Here is a 17,791-nt window from a genome sequence, read left to right as displayed (position 1 = left end):
TTAGATGTTTAATTTCAAAGAGGCTCTAGCTTCGCTAGGTGATGAGTGTCTTGAACACTTCGGTGAGCCAATTTTTATAAATGGCGTCGAAGTTAGGGCTATCTTTGATGATGAAACATTCGAAGAAGAAGCGGGTCTTTTTAGGAAGACTACGCTCTCTGTTAAAAAAGAAGATATGGTCCGCTTTAAAAAAGGTGATTCTATTGTGGTTCGTAATCGTAGTTACGTTGTCACTTATATACCGGATATTGACGAACCGTTAGTGGACTTGGAGTTAAAGAGTGCATAAAACCATTGTTATCCGTAACGCTATCATATCGTCACTTGAACCTCTGGTAGCAGATGACACTGTAAAAGAGATAACAAAGGGAGCTCGCCACTCTCACGATTACCCATCGATAAGCGTATTAATTGGCCCCGATGATGTGGCTAACAAAAATAGCGCGTTTATCAATTGGGAATTAACTGTCTATACAGATATAACGATCAGTTCAACCGATGAAGATGTGGATGCGTTAGCGCAAAATGTGAGAAAGGAAATTCACAAAGCGTTAATGGCAGATTATACGCTTGGTTTAGATTTCGTTACTGAAATCGACCCCATTGGGCAGCAGGAACCAAAGCGCTCCGATGACTCTGACTTATACAACAGTGTGACTAGTGTTGCATGGCTTGTTAGATACAGAACCAGTGTTGCAGACCCTAGTTTGTAACATTTGAATTATTGGCGTATATTTAAAATCCACTTTATTCAGGGAAGAAGGTTAATGAAATTTCTATCAATACTATTATTGTCTATAGCTTTGGCAGGCTGTTATTCAGTTGGAAAGCCAATAGATACGGCAAAAGCTAATCATTTTATAAAGGGCAAAACTACTGAGCGTGAGGTATTAGCTGCTCTTGGTAAGCCTATTGCTGTAACAAACAATTCTGAGGGTGAGCGCATGCTTGCTTACTCTCATACTAATACTGATGTCAAAGCATCTACATATATTCCAGTTGTTGGATTGTTTACAGGTGGCGCAACTAGCACCGTTCAATACTTAATAGTAACCCTTGATAAAGATGGGGTTCTGAAAGATTGGCAAACGTCCGAAACTATAGTCAGCACTAACTAATAACAACCCGCTTCGGCGGGTTTTTTATTGCCCGTAATTCACCCGCCATCGAGCGGGTTTTTTTGTAGGTGAAAACATGAAAAAGCGCGAATTCAGAACACGTAAAGGCGGTAGCACTAAGGCACCGGCCCCAAAAAAGCAAAGTAAAGAGGACTGAGCATGCTTACTACTAAAGAGGCCATTGCCTTAAAGATTGAAACTACCCAAGGTGTTGAAGCCGCGCCAGATCCATCAGCTGATGCAATTTTGGTTTCAGAGCTAAGTTACGCAAATGAAGGTTTGCGAATGGTTGAGCGCCCCCTTATCAAGCCAACCATTTCTACTGAGCAATCCATATTTGCGGGAACCCTTAAAAAGCTTACATTTACCGCAGAACTGAAAGGCTCTGGCACTGCTGGTGTTGCCCCAGAAATTGGTCAGGCATTACGCTGTTGCGGGATGTCTGAAACAATTGGCTCTAGTGTTGTATATCAGCCTGTTTCAGAAGGGCATGAGTCGTGCACAATTTACTACTATCAGGATGGCCGCTTAAATAAGATTGTGGGTGCCAAAGGTACAGCAACCATCAACGCGGAAGCTGGCGGTTTAGGTACTATTCAGTTTGAGTTTACAGGTAAAGATGCGGGTCGTGTTGATCAAAATTTCCCTGCGCTCTCATACAACGCCACTGTTCCACGCCCGTTTATTGAAGTTCCTTTCTCTATCGGCGGTTATGACGCCATTATTAATTCCTTCTCACTGGCGTTCGGCAACACCATTTCTACACCTGGCAATGTTCGTGAAGCAGACGGCTATGCGCAAGTAGAAATATCAAAGCGTGACCCGAACGGATCAATTGACCCAGAAGCTCAAAAGATTTCAGTTATCGACTTCGAAACGAAGTTTAAAAACGGTGAGCTCATGGATATGACAACAGGTGATGTTGGCAAAGTGGCTGGTAACATTTGGAATGTTAGTGCCAAAGTGGGTATTCGAGATATTTCATCGGGTGAGCGTGATCAGCGAAGAACTGACGACTTAACCTATGGCGCCCATGAAACGCTGGGTGATGACGAATTCACTATTGAGTTTAAGTAAGGATTTATCATGCAAGCACTAGCAGTTGAAACCGTTTACCTAAACAGTCAATACCAAAAAGACGATGACGGTGAGTTTGTTCTGAATGATGCAAACGAGCGACAGCTTAATCATGGCGAAGAGGGTTATAGAATTAAGCCGTTAAACTCATTGCAGTTCTGTGAAGTTATGACGGATGGCTTTGAAATTCGCGGTGGCAATCATGTAATGAAGTTCGCAGGTGTTCAGTTGTTACTTCGTTATGGATTAGAGAACCCCGCCATCATTCCCAAGTTACCAGCATTGAGAATGACAGAGTTGGCCCATGCAATTTACACCAAATCAGCGTTGGCCGAGGCCGAAAGAAAAAACTAATTATCGCAGTAGAAGTTGCAAAAAAACGAGATGCGTTTAATTGCGACAATTGCACATGGGGTAGGCACTGCGACGAAACTAACCCCGCCCCATACGATAAATGGGATTTTAAAATAGATGGCAAACTTGAAACAACCCGCATTTGCCCTCTTGGTCAGGTAACACCGCAAAGTAACACCCTTTTAAATCTTTATGGCTTTTACAAGCAGGGACAACTGTGCCTGTCAGGTGGTGTTCTCGAACAGCCGCACAAATACCTTGAAGCCATGCGAATAATTGATAATCAGGTGAATAGTGAGTAAATACGAATTTATTATCTCTGCGCAGGATAAAACCGCGCAGGCTTTCACCGCAATTAACTCAAAGCTAGGAACAGTAACGAAGCAGGCAGTTGCTACCGCAGCTGCGGTAGCTGGCGTTACTGCTTCTTTTGCGGTTATGGCAAGTAGTGCAGTTAACTCAGCGAAAGAGTTGGATGCCCAAGCCAAGCTTGCTGGTGTTACTGTTGAAGAGTTTCAGGCGCTAAGCTACGCCTATGGTCAGTTCAATATCAGCCAAGAAAAATTCGCTGATATTTCGAAAGATGTTCAAGACAAGTTGGGCGATTTCCTAGCTACAGGTGCAGGCCCGTTCAAGGACTTCTTCGAGCAAGTTGCACCCAAGGTCGGTTTGACCGCTGATGCATTGAAAAACCTTTCAAGCAGCGAAGTCCTTATTGCTGTTAAGAAGGCAATGGACGATGCGAACGTTTCAGCCAAAGAGCAAGTCTTCTATATGGAGTCGCTTGCCAATGATGCCACGCTTCTAATTCCTGCATTAGAAAACAACGGAAAAGTTGTAAATGACTTAGCGCAAGAATACAGAGATCTAAACCTAGCTATATCGGAAACCGATGTAACTAAGGTTAAAGATCTCTCTGATGAAATGGCGCGCTTAGAAGCGGCAGGGCAAAAGTTGAAGTTTAGCTTAGCGTCAGCTTTCGTAGAGCCTTTAGCCGATATCGGCGAAGCAATAAACGATTTTTATACTGGCTCAATCGTTCGCTTTGAACGTGACTTTATTGAAATAGATAAGTTCGTCACTGAGGCAAAACTATCTTTCCTGCAGTTCAAGGATGCGGTAGGTGCCGACGTTGATACAACTGAAATGGATAAGTTAGCGCAGCGCGCCGAATACTTATCTGATCAGTACGATAAGCTCACCAGGAAAATTAAAGGTGAGCCAATTGACTATGAGTTCGGTTATGGTGAAACCGGTGATATTTTTAAAGGGCTAGAAAACCCTTTTGATTTATCTGGCGCGGTTACAAATATCGACACAAGTCCAATTACCAAACAGGTAGAAGAAGCCACCAAGGAAGTTGAACATTCTTTTCTTAACAGTCTAGCTCTCATAGATGATATCAACGCCAACGCATTTAACTTTGATGAGTCGATGGCAGAGAACGCTGGTATGTTCTGGGATAACTTCGAGGAGCGAGGTTTTACCGCTTATGAAAACCTTCAAGAAGGTAACCAGTCTTTTTGGGATAACTGGCTAGCAGCCGCCCAAAACAATCTTACTAGTTTTGATGAGTTATCCGCGTTCACTATTGAAAGTTTCTCAAACCAAATGGGTAACGCTTTAGAGTCGGTTATCTTTGATAGTGAAAGCTTGGGTGATGCGTTTAAAGGTGTGATGCAAGGGATGGCGCGCAGCGTTGTTAATGCCCTTGGTCAAATGGCTGCACAATGGCTAGCATACAAATTAGTTCAATTTGCTATAGGTAAATCTACAGCAGCAGCGGGGGCCGCTGGTTTAGCGTTAAATGCGCAAGCGCAATCACTAATGGCCGGCTTAAACGCATTTGCCTCTACCGCCGCGATTCCAGTTGTAGGCCCTCCAGCAGCACCAGCCGCAATGGGAGCCGCTTTAGCGGTAACGCAACCTATTGCAGCATCAATATCAGCTCTTACGGCCAGTGCCGCGATAGCGTCATACGATGGTGGTGGCTTTACCGGCGCTGGCGCTCGTATCGGTGGTATGGATGGTAAGGGCGGTAAGTTAGCCATGCTTCACCCGCGCGAAAAAGTTATCGACCTAACACGAGGACAAGGTGAAGGGATTAGCATTAGCGCCCCTATAACTTTCAATGGCGCCAATATGTCACCAGAGGAATTGCTTTCCCGCGTTGATAAGTTACCAAAAGCGTTTTTACGCAAAGTGCAATCACAACTTTCAAGGCCGCGTTAATGTTTCCTACTAATGATTTCGAATCAATTCAGGCCGAGTTGATAAGTCACACTATTATTCCAAAAGCTAGGTTAAGACGTTACCGCTCTAAAAGCGGTAAAGAGCCTTACTACCAGTTTAGTCTTCAATCGCAAGTAAAGCCTTATCGAGAGTTCTCACGCATCGATGCGATGCTTGATAGCTACCAAGGCGAATTTGAAGTTTTCGCACTACCTAATCCAATGATTTCACATAAAGCCCAAACAGGGCTTTATTTGTATCAGGCCGCGAATAAAGGTGCAGGCACTGTCGTTTTGGCAGGAGCGCAGCCCAATGAAGCAGGCGCTGTTATCGCTGGCGATTTCATTCAAATAAATGGCAGTAAAAAAGCCTATAGAGTTTTAGAGGATGCCAACGCCAATTCTTCTGGCCACGTTGATGTAAAGCTTACTCAAACCTTGATTCAAAATTATCTCGCCCCCTCTGTCATCAAATACGGTTCTGAAGTTGAGTTTCAGGTATCTATGACAGATCGAGACAGTGACGCCACTACAGCAGATAAGGCTCGCTGGGGTTCGCACTACGTTGAGCTAATCGAGCAAATATGAAGCAACTGGATTCAATAACCCTGCAACGGTTGAAGGAAAACTACCGCGCGGGGAGGAAAACTATTTATCTTGTGAAAATGCAAATCAATGGTGAGTGGGCTTATATCACCGACTCAGATACCGAGGTTGACTTTGCAGGCGCCACTTATTACCCCGGCTACATCGATGATGAAAGTATTGATGACATTGAATCAACATCTGAGCCAAAGACTAACGATATCGGCATTGAGATAGACGCTAACGAAAATAGCTTCGTTCCACTGTTTCTTAATGAAGGCTGGATGAATGGCCCCGTCACAATATATGAGCAGCACTACGACAGCCTTGGCCTTATTTTTACAAGCAATGTCTTTGAAGGGCTTTTAGATGCTCGCGACTTAGACCCCGAAAAAAGGAAGATACTGGCAAACATCACTTCGGTTTGGGCTGATTTCGACAAGGAAGCCGGCACAAGAACGAACACTAAAAGCCAGCAGCGCCATTACCCAACAGATACCGCGTTTGATCACGTAGCAAAAGCTAAACGCAAAATTTACTGGGGGCGTAAAGCGCCTTCATCTGCTTCTTACGGTTACGACACCACAAGAACATATTCCAAGTTTCCTGATCCGGAGTTGCCGTAAATGGGTTTTTTTGACGACGTATTTGACTTTGCGTTTGGCTGGTTGATGCCGGACCCGCCAAAGCAGTTAGCACCAGGCGCAGAGCTCACCAGTGCTGAAACTGATGCGAGCATCGCAAAGATATACGGCAAAGTTGAAAAGAAAACAGGTCACATCGTTTTTAAAGAAACAAACGATAACGACAATGATGATTACCCAAATGACTTGCTCCATATTATCGTTGTATGGGGTGAAGCCGTTGAGAGCATCGATGAAGTCTATATTGATGACATTCCAGACTCTTCAAACGATGATGCGTTCTATGCAGGTGACAAGCGTGCTGTTCACGTTCGCAATTTCCCTAACGGAATGGGTAACTACTCAGACCCAATCCTCACTCGCGCAGGTTGGAGAGCATCAGACAAACTCGAAGGTAAAGCATGCTCTTACATCCGCTTAGAGTATCATGATGATGAAACTGCCATCACATCTGAGCCAAATCTCACAGCAGACTTAACTGGCACTACTCACTCAAACCCAGCTACAGCGTTGTTGGACTATTTAACCAATAGTATTTACGGCAAAGGTTTACCGTCTTCTTACATCAATAGCGCCTCATTTACTTACGCCAAAGCGCTTTGTGATTCAGATGTCGAGGAGCAGCTGGGTAGCGGAGTATACAGGGATTTATTTAGCTGTAACGTAGCACTAGACACCAGTGCTACCGTTTTAGAAAACGTTAATACGCTACTTAAGCCGATGCGCGGCTGGCTACCCATTATCAATGGACAGCTCACGCTAATCATTGAAGAAGATAACGCGCCTGTTGATCAGCCCATTCTTGAAGAAGACATTCTTCAAATGGGCAAGATTTCCGAAGGAAACAAGAATAATCGCTTTAACCGTGTAAGCGTCACTTACTATGACCCTGAAGCAGATGGAAGTAAGCAAGAGGCGGTTTACCCTGAACCTGATAGCGAGCTTTTCGAGCAAATGCTTGCTGAAGACAATGGTTTCTTACGTGAAGAAAGCGTTGAACTAAAAACCTGCCGCAATTATTACGAAGCACTAGAGTTCGCTAAAACTTATTTAGAGGTTTCGCGCCAGCAAACTCGCACAAACATCACATTACCGAAGTGGGCTACAATCTACGATGTGGGTGACGTTGTTGCGGTCACATACATGAGCGGCCTACCATTTTGGGATGCAAAGCTTTTCAGAATTGAGTCTAAGGAAGAAAATAGAGAAGAAGTAAAACTCACTATTCGTGAGCACCAACCTTATATTTATGACTTCTTTGGTCTAGGTAACAAGCCAGAACTACCAGACACTACATATACGAACAAAACGCCTGATGTTCCCACTGACTTAAACATTGAGCACATTTACGACAACTTTGTTCAAGTAAAGGCGAGTTGGGTATCTGAATCTCAGCGTTTTGATTACCGTGTACTGAAAGGTGACGTGATTGTCCAAACTGAGCGTGTTGCTTCTCACTCTGTAGAGCTTTCAGGCTTTGATATGGGCCAGTACCGTTTTCAGGTGCGTGCATTGGGCGGTTTGGGTAAGCGTTCTGGCTGGGCTGAAATACCTCTTGTGATGCAGGTTCCTTCGCCACCAACAAGTATCAACCTCAATATTTCTAATTTCGATATTGAAGTCATTCCGTGGCTAGAAAATGCGGGTAGTTCGGTATCGTTTGATTACACCATTACTGATGAGAATGCGACAGAGCCTGGTGAATTAATTAGGGGGCCAGCAGCTTCTTACACGTTTTCTGGCTTGTCACCCATCACCAACTATAAGATTTGGGTGAGATCACACAATCCTCTTGGCGTTTCAGATTGGGTATCGGTTGAGGCAACCACGCACAATGATGCACAGCCTATCACTGAAATCATTGAGCCAATCCTTGCGCCAATCACAGTCGATATCGAGAGCTTAAAGTTAAGTGTAGAAGATATTGATAACCGGTTTGTTGATTTTGAAGCACAAACGCTAAGTATTGTTCAGCAAGAACGCATTAGCACTGAAGCAGCGCAGGCACTCTTACTGCAAAGCATCAGTGAAAACGCAGCGTATCAACTTGAACTGGCGCGTCGGATAGAGCAGGGTGAAGAACTTACCAACGCTGTAGTTTATCGTGACCCGTCTAACGGCCTTATCGTTAATCGCGCTTATAACTATGCAGACGACAAATTCACGGAAGCCTCGTTAAAGATTGATGGGGTTTCTGGTGAAGTCGAGCTTGCTTCTAAGCGCATCGGAGAGGCTGAAGGTGCAATAACAAGTTTATCTTCAGAGCTTTCGTTAGTGCCTGGCATTATCACCGCGAAAGCCACAGCTATTGTGAGTGAGTCTATTGCGGCTTTAGAGCCTGCCTATGCGTTCAACTTTTTCGATAGCGCCCAAGGCTGGCAAGCAGTTAACGGAACGCTAACCGCGGGCCTTAACGAAATTACGGTTACGCACGGCGATATTGAGAATAATACGCTTAACTATCTAGCTAGCGAAAACAAGTTAATTCGTGTTTCGCTGCAGCGCTTATCCGGTTCGGGTTGGTCTGGCACTGTTATCATCGAACGTGATGATAGTTCAGTTGAGACTTACGCTAACTACGTAGAAGAAGCATCGATACTGCTAATTGATTTTTCAGCAATGCCTAGCTACTCGGGTACAGTAACCCGCGTTCGTTTGGTTCTTGGTGCTGATGCAAGTGATGAGTTCAAGTTAACATCTATTACGATAGGTAAAGCAGATGCCACTACGCAAGACTTAGCTAATGTTACATCAAGGGTTAACGCTGCCGAATTAGCCATTAATGCCAACGAAGCTGAGATAGCGCAGCGTGTATCAACGTCTTATTTTAACGAGAATGCAATAACGGTTAGTAACGTTGAGCAAAAAGTCAACGCACTAGACACAATCATTGCACTAGAAGCAAAACGCCAAGAGCTTATTGACAATAATGTCATTCAGAAGGCTGTATCTGCGGCCACATTTCTAAACGGACAAACCGGCACTATTCAAGATATTGTTCAAAGCTTTGAGCAAGACATTGAAGGTGTTGAGTCATCAATTAGCGATGTGCAACAGCAGGTAAACAGCTTAGGGATCACCGAGCAGGTTGCGGGGCTCGCTTCTCAACAAATTCAAACCTACGATGTGCAAGCAGCACTTCTGCAGCAGGCAGTAAATGACTTATCCGCTTATATGGATGAAGCGGAAACCAACCAATCATTTGCACTAGCGGTTAACCAACTTCAGATTGATGTTTCTCCTGAAGGCTCGCTCGCTAAAGATATTGGTGAGTTACAAGCGGTAACACTATCAAACGGTAATGCTATAACTGCGACCAATAAGCGCTTATCTCAGGTTGAGACAGATGCCGAGGGTAATGCCAGTGCAATAGAGCAATTAAACCTTAGCGTATCGGGTTTGAGTGGCAACTTGACCGGAGCACTATCCCGCCTTGACTCTGTTGAAACAACTGCGAATGGAACCGCCACCGCGTTCAGTGGTGTTCAGGCAAAAGTGCAAGATAGCCAAAAAGGTAACGATGCACTATTTACCTTTGCTCAGCAGATTGAAGTTACTGCGGATAACGCTAAAGAAGGCGCTGATGTTGCTAACTACGCAGTTAACCAGCTCAGTAATACAGTAAACAATGCCACCACTGGATTAAGTGCTACTAACACCATAGCGCAACGTGCAGAAAGCAAAGCGGATGGCGCCCAGTCTTCTATAACAGCTATCGAATCCCGTTTATCTGGCGCTGAAAATAATGCTTCAGCAAGTTTATCGCTCGCTACTGATAATAAAGGCGATATAGAGGGTATACGCGCGTCCATACTCCTACGAACTGATGCAAATGGCGTGGTTTCAGCTATTAGCCTTGATAGTCAAAATGATGTTTCTCAAATAGCGTTCCAAGCTCAGCAAATTGTAACCCTTGATGATGAGGGGAACCCTGTAGTTTTTTGGGATACAACTAACGGGCGTTATGTGTTCATTGGGCATATCGATGCCACTACGGGAAGTTTTGGCGGCGCCTTAAATGGCGCTACCGGCACATTCAGTGGCTCGCTTAGCGGTGCATCAGGCACGTTTACAGGAACAGTTCAGGGCGGGGCGTTAATATCATCCTCTGGAACTGGATTTCGTTCAATATGGCGCGATGATGGCACCTATCTTGGGTGGGTAGGTCAAGGCTCTCAAAACGACACAAATGCGGTTTTTGCAATTAAAAAAGCGAAGAACGGTAATCCAGCAAAAGTGTTAATCAATGCGCAATTCATTGAGGGGCTATCTTCAATTAAAGGATATAACGAAGACGATGATTTCGATGTAACTGTTTCGCACAATGGTAGCGTTGGTAATGCAGTAGATATAACAGTTACAGCTTACGTGAGGAATTTCTTTACAACGGAGTCACAGGTTAGCAATGGAACGAGAACTCTTAATTGGCGGCTAATTAGAAACTCCACAACCATAAAGAGTGGCGAAATTAAAGCTACTCGCGTAGCTGAGTATGAAGCGGGTTCGTACTCTGTAACTGAAAGCGCAGATGCAACCATCATAGCTCGGGATACCTCTCCTCAACCTGGCAACAACACCTACAAATTTGAATTTACTGGTACGGCTGCATCGCTCGATACCTACGACTTAGCAATTCGAACCGAAGAAAATAGAATGGCGGCTTAATTATGACAGCAACATTTTGGACAGGTTCAAGCCTGTCTTTCACTAATGGCAGTAAAACAGTAACGGTTAATACAGGGCCAAGCTTGGATAGTGTAAAAGCTAATTCATCATTAACCGCCGGCAACTACAACGAACCGGTAGAGGTGAAGTCGGTAAGTGGTAACACCATTACACTTTACAATAATTGGCCTGGTAGCACCGGAACTACATCAGCCACGATTAAACCCAGTGCAGCTGCGGCCGCATCAGCTGGAGTAGCAGCGCAACAGTTAATCACTGAAATACAAAGCTTAGTAGGTGGCGCAAGCGCCACCGCTACAGCTAATAGCTTCGTAAAGCGCGATTCTAACGGCAGAATTAAATCCGCTTCACCAAGCGCTAATGATGATGTTGTTACCAAGGGGTTTACGGGAAGTGCTGCCACTAGAAATGTGGGAGAGAATTCTTCCAATGTAATGGAAGTTGGTGCTTTCGGTTTAGGTTTGAGTGCGACTATTGCCAATAATTTCGATGAAATAAATGCTACAGGATTCTATCGAAACAGTTCAGGGTCTGCCGTTGGCATCCCTTTTACGGGTTCGCTTTTCAATGTTCAAAACATAAAGGCGTCGGAAAATGCTGCAACGCAAATTGCTATTGAGTCTTTTAATCAAACTCCTGCGGAGCGCATGTTTATTAGGAGTAAAGAAAGCGGCGGCACTTGGCAAAATTGGGTAGAAATTTACCATAGCGGAAATATAAATTTAAACACGCTTAAAGGCGGGAATAATGGGGATGTGCTTGCGCATGGTGTTGCATCATCTGAAAATTTGGTGAGGTTCTACATTCCTTTAAATTCGCAATTTGACGCAACGTCAATAACAGCGGTAGGGACGTTTACACTAAAAGTAAATGGAAATGTAAACGTAAGCGAAAATGTTACTGGCGCGCAGTTATCTCTTCGCCCTTATGGGAGCAACAGGCTAGCGATATTAGAATACTCCACTTCAGGATTAACAAGAGGTCAATTTGCCGAGTTGGTGACAAATAGCGCTAGTAACTCAATCACTTTTAACTTCTAGGCGATAACAATGCTCACATTTAAAAATGAAGATGACTTTTCAAAAGTAGATACATTCAAAGAGAATGAAGACGGCTCTATTTCTTGGGTGTGGAATGAAGGTGAGGGGTTGCCAGATCACTCTGGTATTATCCGCGAAGGTTTTACTCGTCTAGATTCAGATGGAAATACAATAGACGTATGGCAAATCCTATTATTTAAAGAACAGTCCGGCGAAATCGCTATTCAGCGCCTTACGCAAGAAGACAAAGACACCATTGCTCAACAAGAGCAAATCAATCAATTCAAAGTCAACCGCCAACACCTTCTAGACACTGCCATCGTAACCACTTCTCTTGGTAATCAATACGATGCCGATGAGCAAAGCATTTCTCGCATGGCAAATGCCATATTAGCAGCACAGCGCAAAGATTTAACCAATATCCAATGGTCGCTTGCCGATACGCCCACCGGTGTAATGACTGATGTGACTCTCGCAGATTTAGAAGAGGCGCATGAACTGGCTGTTGAGAATATGGCGAGTATTTGGAGCATTTAATCCCAATCCGCTTTCGGTGGTTGTTAATATCAGGCCACCAAACATCAATCTCAAATACACATTAAAGAAAGGTTTAATATGTCACTTGACCAGCTAAAGTTTTCAAATCTAAATACGCAGCGCAAAGAGACGCAACGCAAAGTATCAAATGCAATAAGTCAGTTAAATGCAGCCGCAGACGAGGCAATGAAGCAACAGGCTTATATGCACTCAAACCCCGACGATAATGGCGCAAATGAATTAATTGCAGTGGCTACCCCTGATTTTAACGCAAGCGCTCAAGCATTCAATGAAGTAGCGCAAAAACTCCAAGACATGCAGCTGGTGCAGGCTGGCACACTTTCTATTACTGACTACATTGCAAAGTACAATATCGACCTGTCAGAGTTTAGCGAAAGGTTAATCTGATATGGCAATTACGCCTAGCCAGTGGAGTCATGTACTCACTCTACCAGAAAGCTATACACCATCAGCGGCAACGAGTGGTCAAACACTTGTAATCACCGAAGGGGTGATTGCTAAACTGTCTACGGCTGACCAAAATACATTTTGGAACGCGGTGCAAAATGGTGGTGGCGATGTTCGTATATGTACCGATGTAACGGGTACGAATCAACTACCTGTTGAGATTATATCGCTTGATAACGTAGCCCAAACGTGTGTCATATGGACTCGTAAAGCCACGTATGCGGGTACGGGTGAGCTATACGTATTCATAGGTAAAGCAGGCGAAACACAGCCAGCCGTTACAGACCCTTTTGGTAGGAATGCGGTTTGGAGCGACTACCTGCTTGTGTGGCATGGGCAAGATATAGCTGGCGCAATAGTAGATAGCTCAGGCAATCAGTCAAATGCATCAGTCACGGGGTCTGTCTCAAATGCTGCGGGCGCTTTTGGGTATGGGCAATCTTTTGCTTTTGATGGTTCAGCGGGGAGGGTTGGGCTTTCTGGCAATTTATCTGGAATTCAAGGCAATACAGAGACCGCTTTAACGTATCAGGCGAATGTAAAGTTAAGCTCCCCTCCTACAACAAACCAAAGCATTATAGGCTCAACCATAGATGATGGTTCTGCAATTGCTGCGTCTTGGATGATGGCGGATAACGATGATACGGTATCAGGGCAAAGCGACACTTTTATTTTAGCACCTAACGGCAGGTCTGAGCGTTTCGGTGTGGGGGGTAACTCTGCGAACACATCTTCACACATGCTGCACGGGCTTTGGGCTAATGGTAGCGCAGGGGGTGAGGCACTAGATGGAAGTGAAAAGTATTTAGATGGCACATTCGTAACAAGCAACCCCATCTCAGAAGCTTCTGGGTTCGTCAACCTTCATGCCAATTTCGAGGTAGGGGGTAGCGCAGACTTTGCAACATCGCCCATAAACGGTGTTATAGATGAGGTTAGGTTTAGGATAGGGCTTTTATCGCAATCTTTTATAGCCACAGAATACGCCAACCAATCCGACCCCGCATCATTTTTTGGCACTCCAACAATCAGTTTAACTAGCGGTGAGCCAGAGCCCGAAACAGAACTTCACGAATTTTCGGGCAACGCAATAGTCAGCGCATTATCGTTTGCACAAATAAGAAAAATCACACATCACAATGGGCAGGCGCTCATTACTGCTTCGGCAACTGCATCATCTACTAAAGCAATCAACGTCAGTGGCGGCGTCACTGTTGTCGCCCAAAGCGTATCGTTATTTGAAAAGCTTAATACATTTAACGGCACAGCAAGTGTTATCGCCACCTCACAATCCAGCGCATCTAAACTTGTGTCGCTTAACGGGCAAGCTACGGTCAGTGTAACGGCTAGCGCATCTATCATCGACGGGGATCTAGAAATACATAGCTTCTCAGGTGGCGCATTAATTACGGCAAGCGCTTCAGGGCAGGCGGTGAAAGTCGGGATAGTTTCTGGAAGCGTTAATGTCACTGCGTCAATTTCTGCGCAGGCGAGCAAAACAGCGCTACTTAGTGGTAACGCAACAGTGTCTACTTCAACGCAATCCTTGCTCAGCAAGATAGCAAACATTACAGGTAATGCTATAACACGAGTCACCACACTAGCAGCGGTGCTTAAACGTGTCACGCTATCAGGCGCATCGCGTGTTGTCGCAACAGCTTCTGGCACCTTCTTTAATGCCGAAAGCAATGTAGAAACCTACGAACTGACAGTTCAAGGCCGCGTAAAAGCGCCAATTGTCGTCCAAGGCCGAGTCAAATCTCTCACAATACAAGGGCGCGTTAAGTAGCCCACAACGCAAGGTAAAATGATAATGGAAATTACAGTAGCAGCGCTTAACGCAGCAGCAGACGCGCAAACATTGAATACACTTAAACTTCATTCTGGCCCAGTTGGTGCAAATGGAACGAGTAACCAAATTGCAGGCGCTAGCGTTGCAGCAACATACGCCGCAGCATCCAACGGCTACCGTGACCTAGCCAGCGCGGTTGATGTTCCCGTATCGGCAGGTGATACCGTTTCTCACTTCTCAGTATGGAATGGGGCCACTTTTGTTTTTGGTGATGTGCTAGACACGGCACCAGAAACTTATGCAAATGACGGTACAGCGAGAGTTAACTCAGCGCGACTCACATTCGCCAAAGGAGAGTAACCAATGAAGGACTTGCTTTACCAGCACTCAGACAATGTTATTTCTGTACCTATCGTTGATGATGTGACCGGTGAAGCAATCCCCGCGTCTAGCTTCAGTGATGCGGAATACATAATTTATAACTATAAGTATGAACCGGTGGTTAGACTAACTCTTGGTTCGGGAATTTTGGTAACTGGAGATAATTTCGAGATTAGAATTGATGATGCCGTGATGACTTCTGATTTTCTAGGTCCACATTTTCATCAGCTGGTTGTATGGAACGGGCAAGGTGAAAAATTACCCCCAGTCTTCAATAATAAAACTGAGGTTGTAAGGGTCGCTAAATTTAATTAATGAGTCTTCCATACCTTTCCTAACAGAACTTGGGCCAAATACGGCAAATCAAACACTTAAACAAGCGCTTTTGTTAGGAACAATGCTGATCTAACCTATATGTTTACTGCCCTGTTCATACGGATTTAAAATCCCTCGCTGGTAACAGCGTGCCGGTTCAAGTCCGGCCCCGGGCACCATTTATCTACTCCCAATTTTCCAAACTTTAAATCAAAAAATTGATGAGATAATTGCGCTCTTTTATCACAAATTACTATGGTAAAATCCATAAAAATTTTGGCAAAGACGTACTATCTTGAATTCTGTTATGTCACTTCGTTTAGACGAGTTATCTCGTGCTGAACGTCCATTCCACGCTCGTGGGAGTAAAGTAGTTCGCTGCGACGCATGTCTGCTTCCAACGCAAAACTGTATTTGTGAATTTAAGCCTGAGGCTGGCACTGATGTGGCGGTTTTGTTCTTGATGTACAAAGGCGAATATTATAAGCCTACTAATACCGGTCGTTTAATTGCGGACGTGGTTAAAGATAACCACGCATTTTTGTGGAAGCGCACCGAGCCAGAAGAGGCGCTATTGGCGTTACTTCGCAACGAAAAATATTTTCCTATCGTGGTATTTCCACACGAATATGCTGCAGTTGAACGTTGTATTGATACGCCACCATTGAATACTGGGAAAACGTTACTATTTATTTTCTTGGATGGAACGTGGCGTGAAGCAAAAAAAATGTTCGTGAAGAGCCCTTACTTGCATGACTTTCCTGTGTTGGGCGTGAGTATGGACGTAGCGTCAGATTATTTACTACGCGAATCTACCCATGATTTCCAACACTGTACTGCTGAAGTTGGTATTAGCGTTTTAGACCTTGCGCAGCAGAAGCAAGGGGCAAAAACCTTAGCGCATTATTTCAGTGTGTTTAGACGGGAATATTTAAAAGGTAAGCCGCACTTGCAGCATAAGCTTGCGTTTGCAGAGTCGCAGGTTAAAAGTAACATTTAAAAAGCGTCACTTTTATTTGCGAAAGTATTGTTTTACATCCACTATTTCATATTAACAAAACACGGAGAAAGCGAATGGCATCAGTTACTTTTCAAGGCAATACAGTTACGACAAAGGGTCAGCTTCCTGAAGTAGGCACATCTGCACCAGACTTTACATTAGTGAAAGCAGATTTGGGTGAAGTAACACTGTCTGAGCTTGCAGGAAAAAATGTGGTATTAAACATTTTCCCTTCTATCGACACGGGAACATGTGCAATGTCTGTGCGTAAATTCAACGAAGAAGCAGCAAAATTGGATAACACTACAGTTATCTGTGTATCGGCAGATCTTCCGTTTGCAGCGGGTCGCTTCTGTGGTGCTGAAGGTATTGAAAATGTACTTACAGGCTCGACTTTCCGCTCAAGCTTTGGTGATGACTATGGTGTAACCTTTGAATCAGCGCCGCTTACTGGGCTGCTGTCTCGTTCGGTAGTGGTTATCAATGCCGAAGGCAAAGTGGTCTACACAGAGCAAGTTGCAGAAACAACTGAAGAGCCGAACTACGACGCGGCTATCGCAGCTCTTAGCTAAGTAGATCCGCAACATAGGTTAGTTGGTTAGCTAACTATGTAATGTGTTTGAATACGTACCGATTTGTTGTATCGGGGTATTACAGGGCACTCACTGATGTGGGTGCCTTTTAGGAGAATGTAATGGCATCGGTATTGCTCTCAGTTGGTGAATTAGCCAATGTAATGCAACAAAAGCCGGTAACGCTCGTACGAGCGTTAATGGACGACCCCGTTTCAAAAACACCAGATACGCGCACGGCAATGGTTTTACCTGCGTCAGTCGACTTTGACTTAGATAGTGAAGGTAGCGATCACACTACAGGTCTCCCTCACAGTATGCCTTCTGCAAATGACCTTGCTATTTATCTTGGTAATCAGGGCATAACAGCGAATACACCTATTACGGTATACGATACCCGTGGAATATATTCTGCGCCAAGAGTGTGGTGGATGTTAAAAGCGTTGGGCCACCAAGATGTTTATATATTAAATGGCGGGCAGCCTGCATGGGAAAAAGCAGCGCTGCCGGTTTCAGAACAACAACAATACGGAAAATTAACCTATCAAGCTACACCTAGGCCTGGTTGGTTCGCAAATTCCGGTGCAGTACTTCAGGCAATAAATACTGAAGCACAACTTGTTGATGCGCGCAGCGCGCCGCGATTCAAAGGAGAAGTGTCAGAGCCTCGTGAAGGAGTACGTTCAGGTCATATGCCTGGTGCGTTTAATATTCCTTTTGACACCTTACTCAAAAGCGGGCATTTTTTGCCAGTTGAGCAGCTTAAGGCTGTTTTTGACCGCGCTAATATCGATTTACGCAAACCCATTATTTGTACGTGTGGTTCTGGCGTTACCGCCTGCATAATTGGTGTGGCGGCATTATTGTGCGGCGCTACTCAGGTTTCAGTATATGACGGCTCTTGGTCAGAGTGGGGCGCTGATACTCAATATCCTGTGGTCAAAGATATGTAAAGCGTCGCGGCTTTTAACTAAGTAAATATACAACATGC

General features: G+C 44.6%; 18 protein-coding genes. All 18 read left to right on the top strand.

What is annotated here, in order from left to right:
- Positions 1–4: 4 nt before the first annotated feature.
- The 18 genes from NO989_RS04335 to NO989_RS04250 all read left to right on the top strand — a co-directional run bounded on the left by NO989_RS04335 (position 5) and on the right by NO989_RS04250 (position 17,753).
- Complete coding sequence (locus NO989_RS04335; protein WP_371342090.1) at positions 5–289, top strand: hypothetical protein; 285 nt, start codon at positions 5–7, stop codon at positions 287–289.
- Positions 282–713 carry a hypothetical protein gene (locus NO989_RS04330; RefSeq protein ID WP_371342089.1) on the top strand — a complete coding sequence of 144 codons (432 nt, stop codon included), beginning with the start codon at positions 282–284 and terminating at the stop codon, positions 711–713. Before NO989_RS04335 ends, NO989_RS04330 begins: the two co-directional genes overlap by 8 nt.
- A gap of 54 nt (positions 714–767) precedes the next feature.
- Positions 768–1,118, top strand: a complete 351-nt coding sequence (locus NO989_RS04325; RefSeq protein WP_371342088.1) for a hypothetical protein — start codon at positions 768–770, stop codon at positions 1,116–1,118.
- 159 nt (positions 1,119–1,277) lie between these two features.
- Complete coding sequence (locus tag NO989_RS04320; protein ID WP_371342087.1) at positions 1,278–2,195, top strand: phage tail tube protein; 918 nt, start codon at positions 1,278–1,280, stop codon at positions 2,193–2,195.
- A 9-nt stretch (positions 2,196–2,204) separates the two neighbouring features.
- Positions 2,205–2,549 carry a hypothetical protein gene (locus tag NO989_RS04315; protein ID WP_371342086.1) on the top strand — a complete coding sequence of 115 codons (345 nt, stop codon included), beginning with the start codon at positions 2,205–2,207 and terminating at the stop codon, positions 2,547–2,549.
- 294 nt (positions 2,550–2,843) lie between these two features.
- Entirely contained in the window at positions 2,844–4,781 is a 1,938-nt protein-coding gene (locus NO989_RS04310; protein WP_371342085.1) for a hypothetical protein, read from the top strand.
- On the top strand, positions 4,781–5,368 hold the full coding sequence (locus tag NO989_RS04305; protein WP_371342084.1) for a hypothetical protein: 588 nt from the start codon (positions 4,781–4,783) through the stop codon (positions 5,366–5,368). Before NO989_RS04310 ends, NO989_RS04305 begins: the two co-directional genes overlap by 1 nt.
- Positions 5,365–5,991 (top strand): hypothetical protein, encoded by a 627-nt coding sequence (locus NO989_RS04300; RefSeq protein ID WP_371342083.1) that lies wholly within the window; start codon positions 5,365–5,367, stop codon positions 5,989–5,991. Before NO989_RS04305 ends, NO989_RS04300 begins: the two co-directional genes overlap by 4 nt.
- Positions 5,992–10,674 (top strand): hypothetical protein, encoded by a 4,683-nt coding sequence (locus NO989_RS04295; RefSeq protein ID WP_371342082.1) that lies wholly within the window; start codon positions 5,992–5,994, stop codon positions 10,672–10,674.
- A 2-nt stretch (positions 10,675–10,676) separates the two neighbouring features.
- Positions 10,677–11,735, top strand: coding sequence for a pyocin knob domain-containing protein (locus NO989_RS04290; RefSeq protein ID WP_371342081.1), 1,059 nt, complete (start codon positions 10,677–10,679; stop codon positions 11,733–11,735).
- 9 nt (positions 11,736–11,744) lie between these two features.
- The gene (locus tag NO989_RS04285) at positions 11,745–12,272 is read left to right on the top strand and encodes a hypothetical protein (protein WP_371342080.1); all 528 of its coding nucleotides are present in this window, start codon (positions 11,745–11,747) and stop codon (positions 12,270–12,272) included.
- 78 nt (positions 12,273–12,350) lie between these two features.
- A complete protein-coding gene (locus NO989_RS04280; RefSeq protein WP_371342079.1) occupies positions 12,351–12,680 on the top strand; it encodes a hypothetical protein in 330 nt (109 codons plus the stop codon).
- 1 nt (position 12,681) lies between these two features.
- Positions 12,682–14,529, top strand: a complete 1,848-nt coding sequence (locus NO989_RS04275) for a hypothetical protein (protein ID WP_371342078.1) — start codon at positions 12,682–12,684, stop codon at positions 14,527–14,529.
- A gap of 24 nt (positions 14,530–14,553) precedes the next feature.
- A complete protein-coding gene (locus NO989_RS04270) occupies positions 14,554–14,892 on the top strand; it encodes a hypothetical protein (RefSeq protein ID WP_371342077.1) in 339 nt (112 codons plus the stop codon).
- Positions 14,893–14,895: 3 nt separating this feature from the next.
- Positions 14,896–15,228, top strand: a complete 333-nt coding sequence (locus NO989_RS04265; RefSeq protein WP_371342076.1) for a hypothetical protein — start codon at positions 14,896–14,898, stop codon at positions 15,226–15,228.
- Positions 15,229–15,535: 307 nt separating this feature from the next.
- On the top strand, positions 15,536–16,228 hold the full coding sequence (locus NO989_RS04260; RefSeq protein WP_371342075.1) for a tRNA-uridine aminocarboxypropyltransferase: 693 nt from the start codon (positions 15,536–15,538) through the stop codon (positions 16,226–16,228).
- Between the two features lie 74 nt (positions 16,229–16,302).
- Positions 16,303–16,800: a thiol peroxidase gene (tpx, locus tag NO989_RS04255; protein ID WP_371342074.1), complete on the top strand. Its 498-nt coding sequence runs from the start codon at positions 16,303–16,305 to the stop codon at positions 16,798–16,800.
- Between the two features lie 122 nt (positions 16,801–16,922).
- Positions 16,923–17,753: a sulfurtransferase gene (locus NO989_RS04250; RefSeq protein WP_014976630.1), complete on the top strand. Its 831-nt coding sequence runs from the start codon at positions 16,923–16,925 to the stop codon at positions 17,751–17,753.
- The last annotated feature ends 38 nt before the right edge of the window (positions 17,754–17,791 follow it).

It is taken from the genome of Alteromonas sp. DY56-G5, from assembly GCF_041414725.1.
In the GTDB taxonomy this organism is placed as follows: Bacteria; Pseudomonadota; Gammaproteobacteria; order Enterobacterales; family Alteromonadaceae; genus Alteromonas; species Alteromonas macleodii.
Note: the sequence above shows the minus strand (reverse complement) of the source record. Positions and strands in the feature narration are given on the sequence as shown.

Bases quoted from the DNA above. Each gene is read 5' to 3' on its own strand.
- NO989_RS04250 (WP_014976630.1), top strand. From the start codon at position 16,923: ATGGCATCGGTATTGCTCTCAGTTGGTGAATTAGCCAATGTAATGCAA.
- tpx (WP_371342074.1), top strand. From the start codon at position 16,303: ATGGCATCAGTTACTTTTCAAGGCAATACAGTTACGACAAAGGGTCAG.
- NO989_RS04315 (WP_371342086.1), top strand. From the start codon at position 2,205: ATGCAAGCACTAGCAGTTGAAACCGTTTACCTAAACAGTCAATACCAA.
- NO989_RS04280 (WP_371342079.1), top strand. From the start codon at position 12,351: ATGTCACTTGACCAGCTAAAGTTTTCAAATCTAAATACGCAGCGCAAA.
- NO989_RS04285 (WP_371342080.1), top strand. From the start codon at position 11,745: ATGCTCACATTTAAAAATGAAGATGACTTTTCAAAAGTAGATACATTC.
- NO989_RS04325 (WP_371342088.1), top strand. From the start codon at position 768: ATGAAATTTCTATCAATACTATTATTGTCTATAGCTTTGGCAGGCTGT.
- NO989_RS04300 (WP_371342083.1), top strand. From the start codon at position 5,365: ATGAAGCAACTGGATTCAATAACCCTGCAACGGTTGAAGGAAAACTAC.
- NO989_RS04335 (WP_371342090.1), top strand. From the start codon at position 5: ATGTTTAATTTCAAAGAGGCTCTAGCTTCGCTAGGTGATGAGTGTCTT.
- NO989_RS04295 (WP_371342082.1), top strand. From the start codon at position 5,992: ATGGGTTTTTTTGACGACGTATTTGACTTTGCGTTTGGCTGGTTGATG.
- NO989_RS04270 (WP_371342077.1), top strand. From the start codon at position 14,554: ATGGAAATTACAGTAGCAGCGCTTAACGCAGCAGCAGACGCGCAAACA.
- NO989_RS04305 (WP_371342084.1), top strand. From the start codon at position 4,781: ATGTTTCCTACTAATGATTTCGAATCAATTCAGGCCGAGTTGATAAGT.
- NO989_RS04260 (WP_371342075.1), top strand. From the start codon at position 15,536: ATGTCACTTCGTTTAGACGAGTTATCTCGTGCTGAACGTCCATTCCAC.
- NO989_RS04290 (WP_371342081.1), top strand. From the start codon at position 10,677: ATGACAGCAACATTTTGGACAGGTTCAAGCCTGTCTTTCACTAATGGC.
- NO989_RS04320 (WP_371342087.1), top strand. From the start codon at position 1,278: ATGCTTACTACTAAAGAGGCCATTGCCTTAAAGATTGAAACTACCCAA.
- NO989_RS04275 (WP_371342078.1), top strand. From the start codon at position 12,682: ATGGCAATTACGCCTAGCCAGTGGAGTCATGTACTCACTCTACCAGAA.
- NO989_RS04265 (WP_371342076.1), top strand. From the start codon at position 14,896: ATGAAGGACTTGCTTTACCAGCACTCAGACAATGTTATTTCTGTACCT.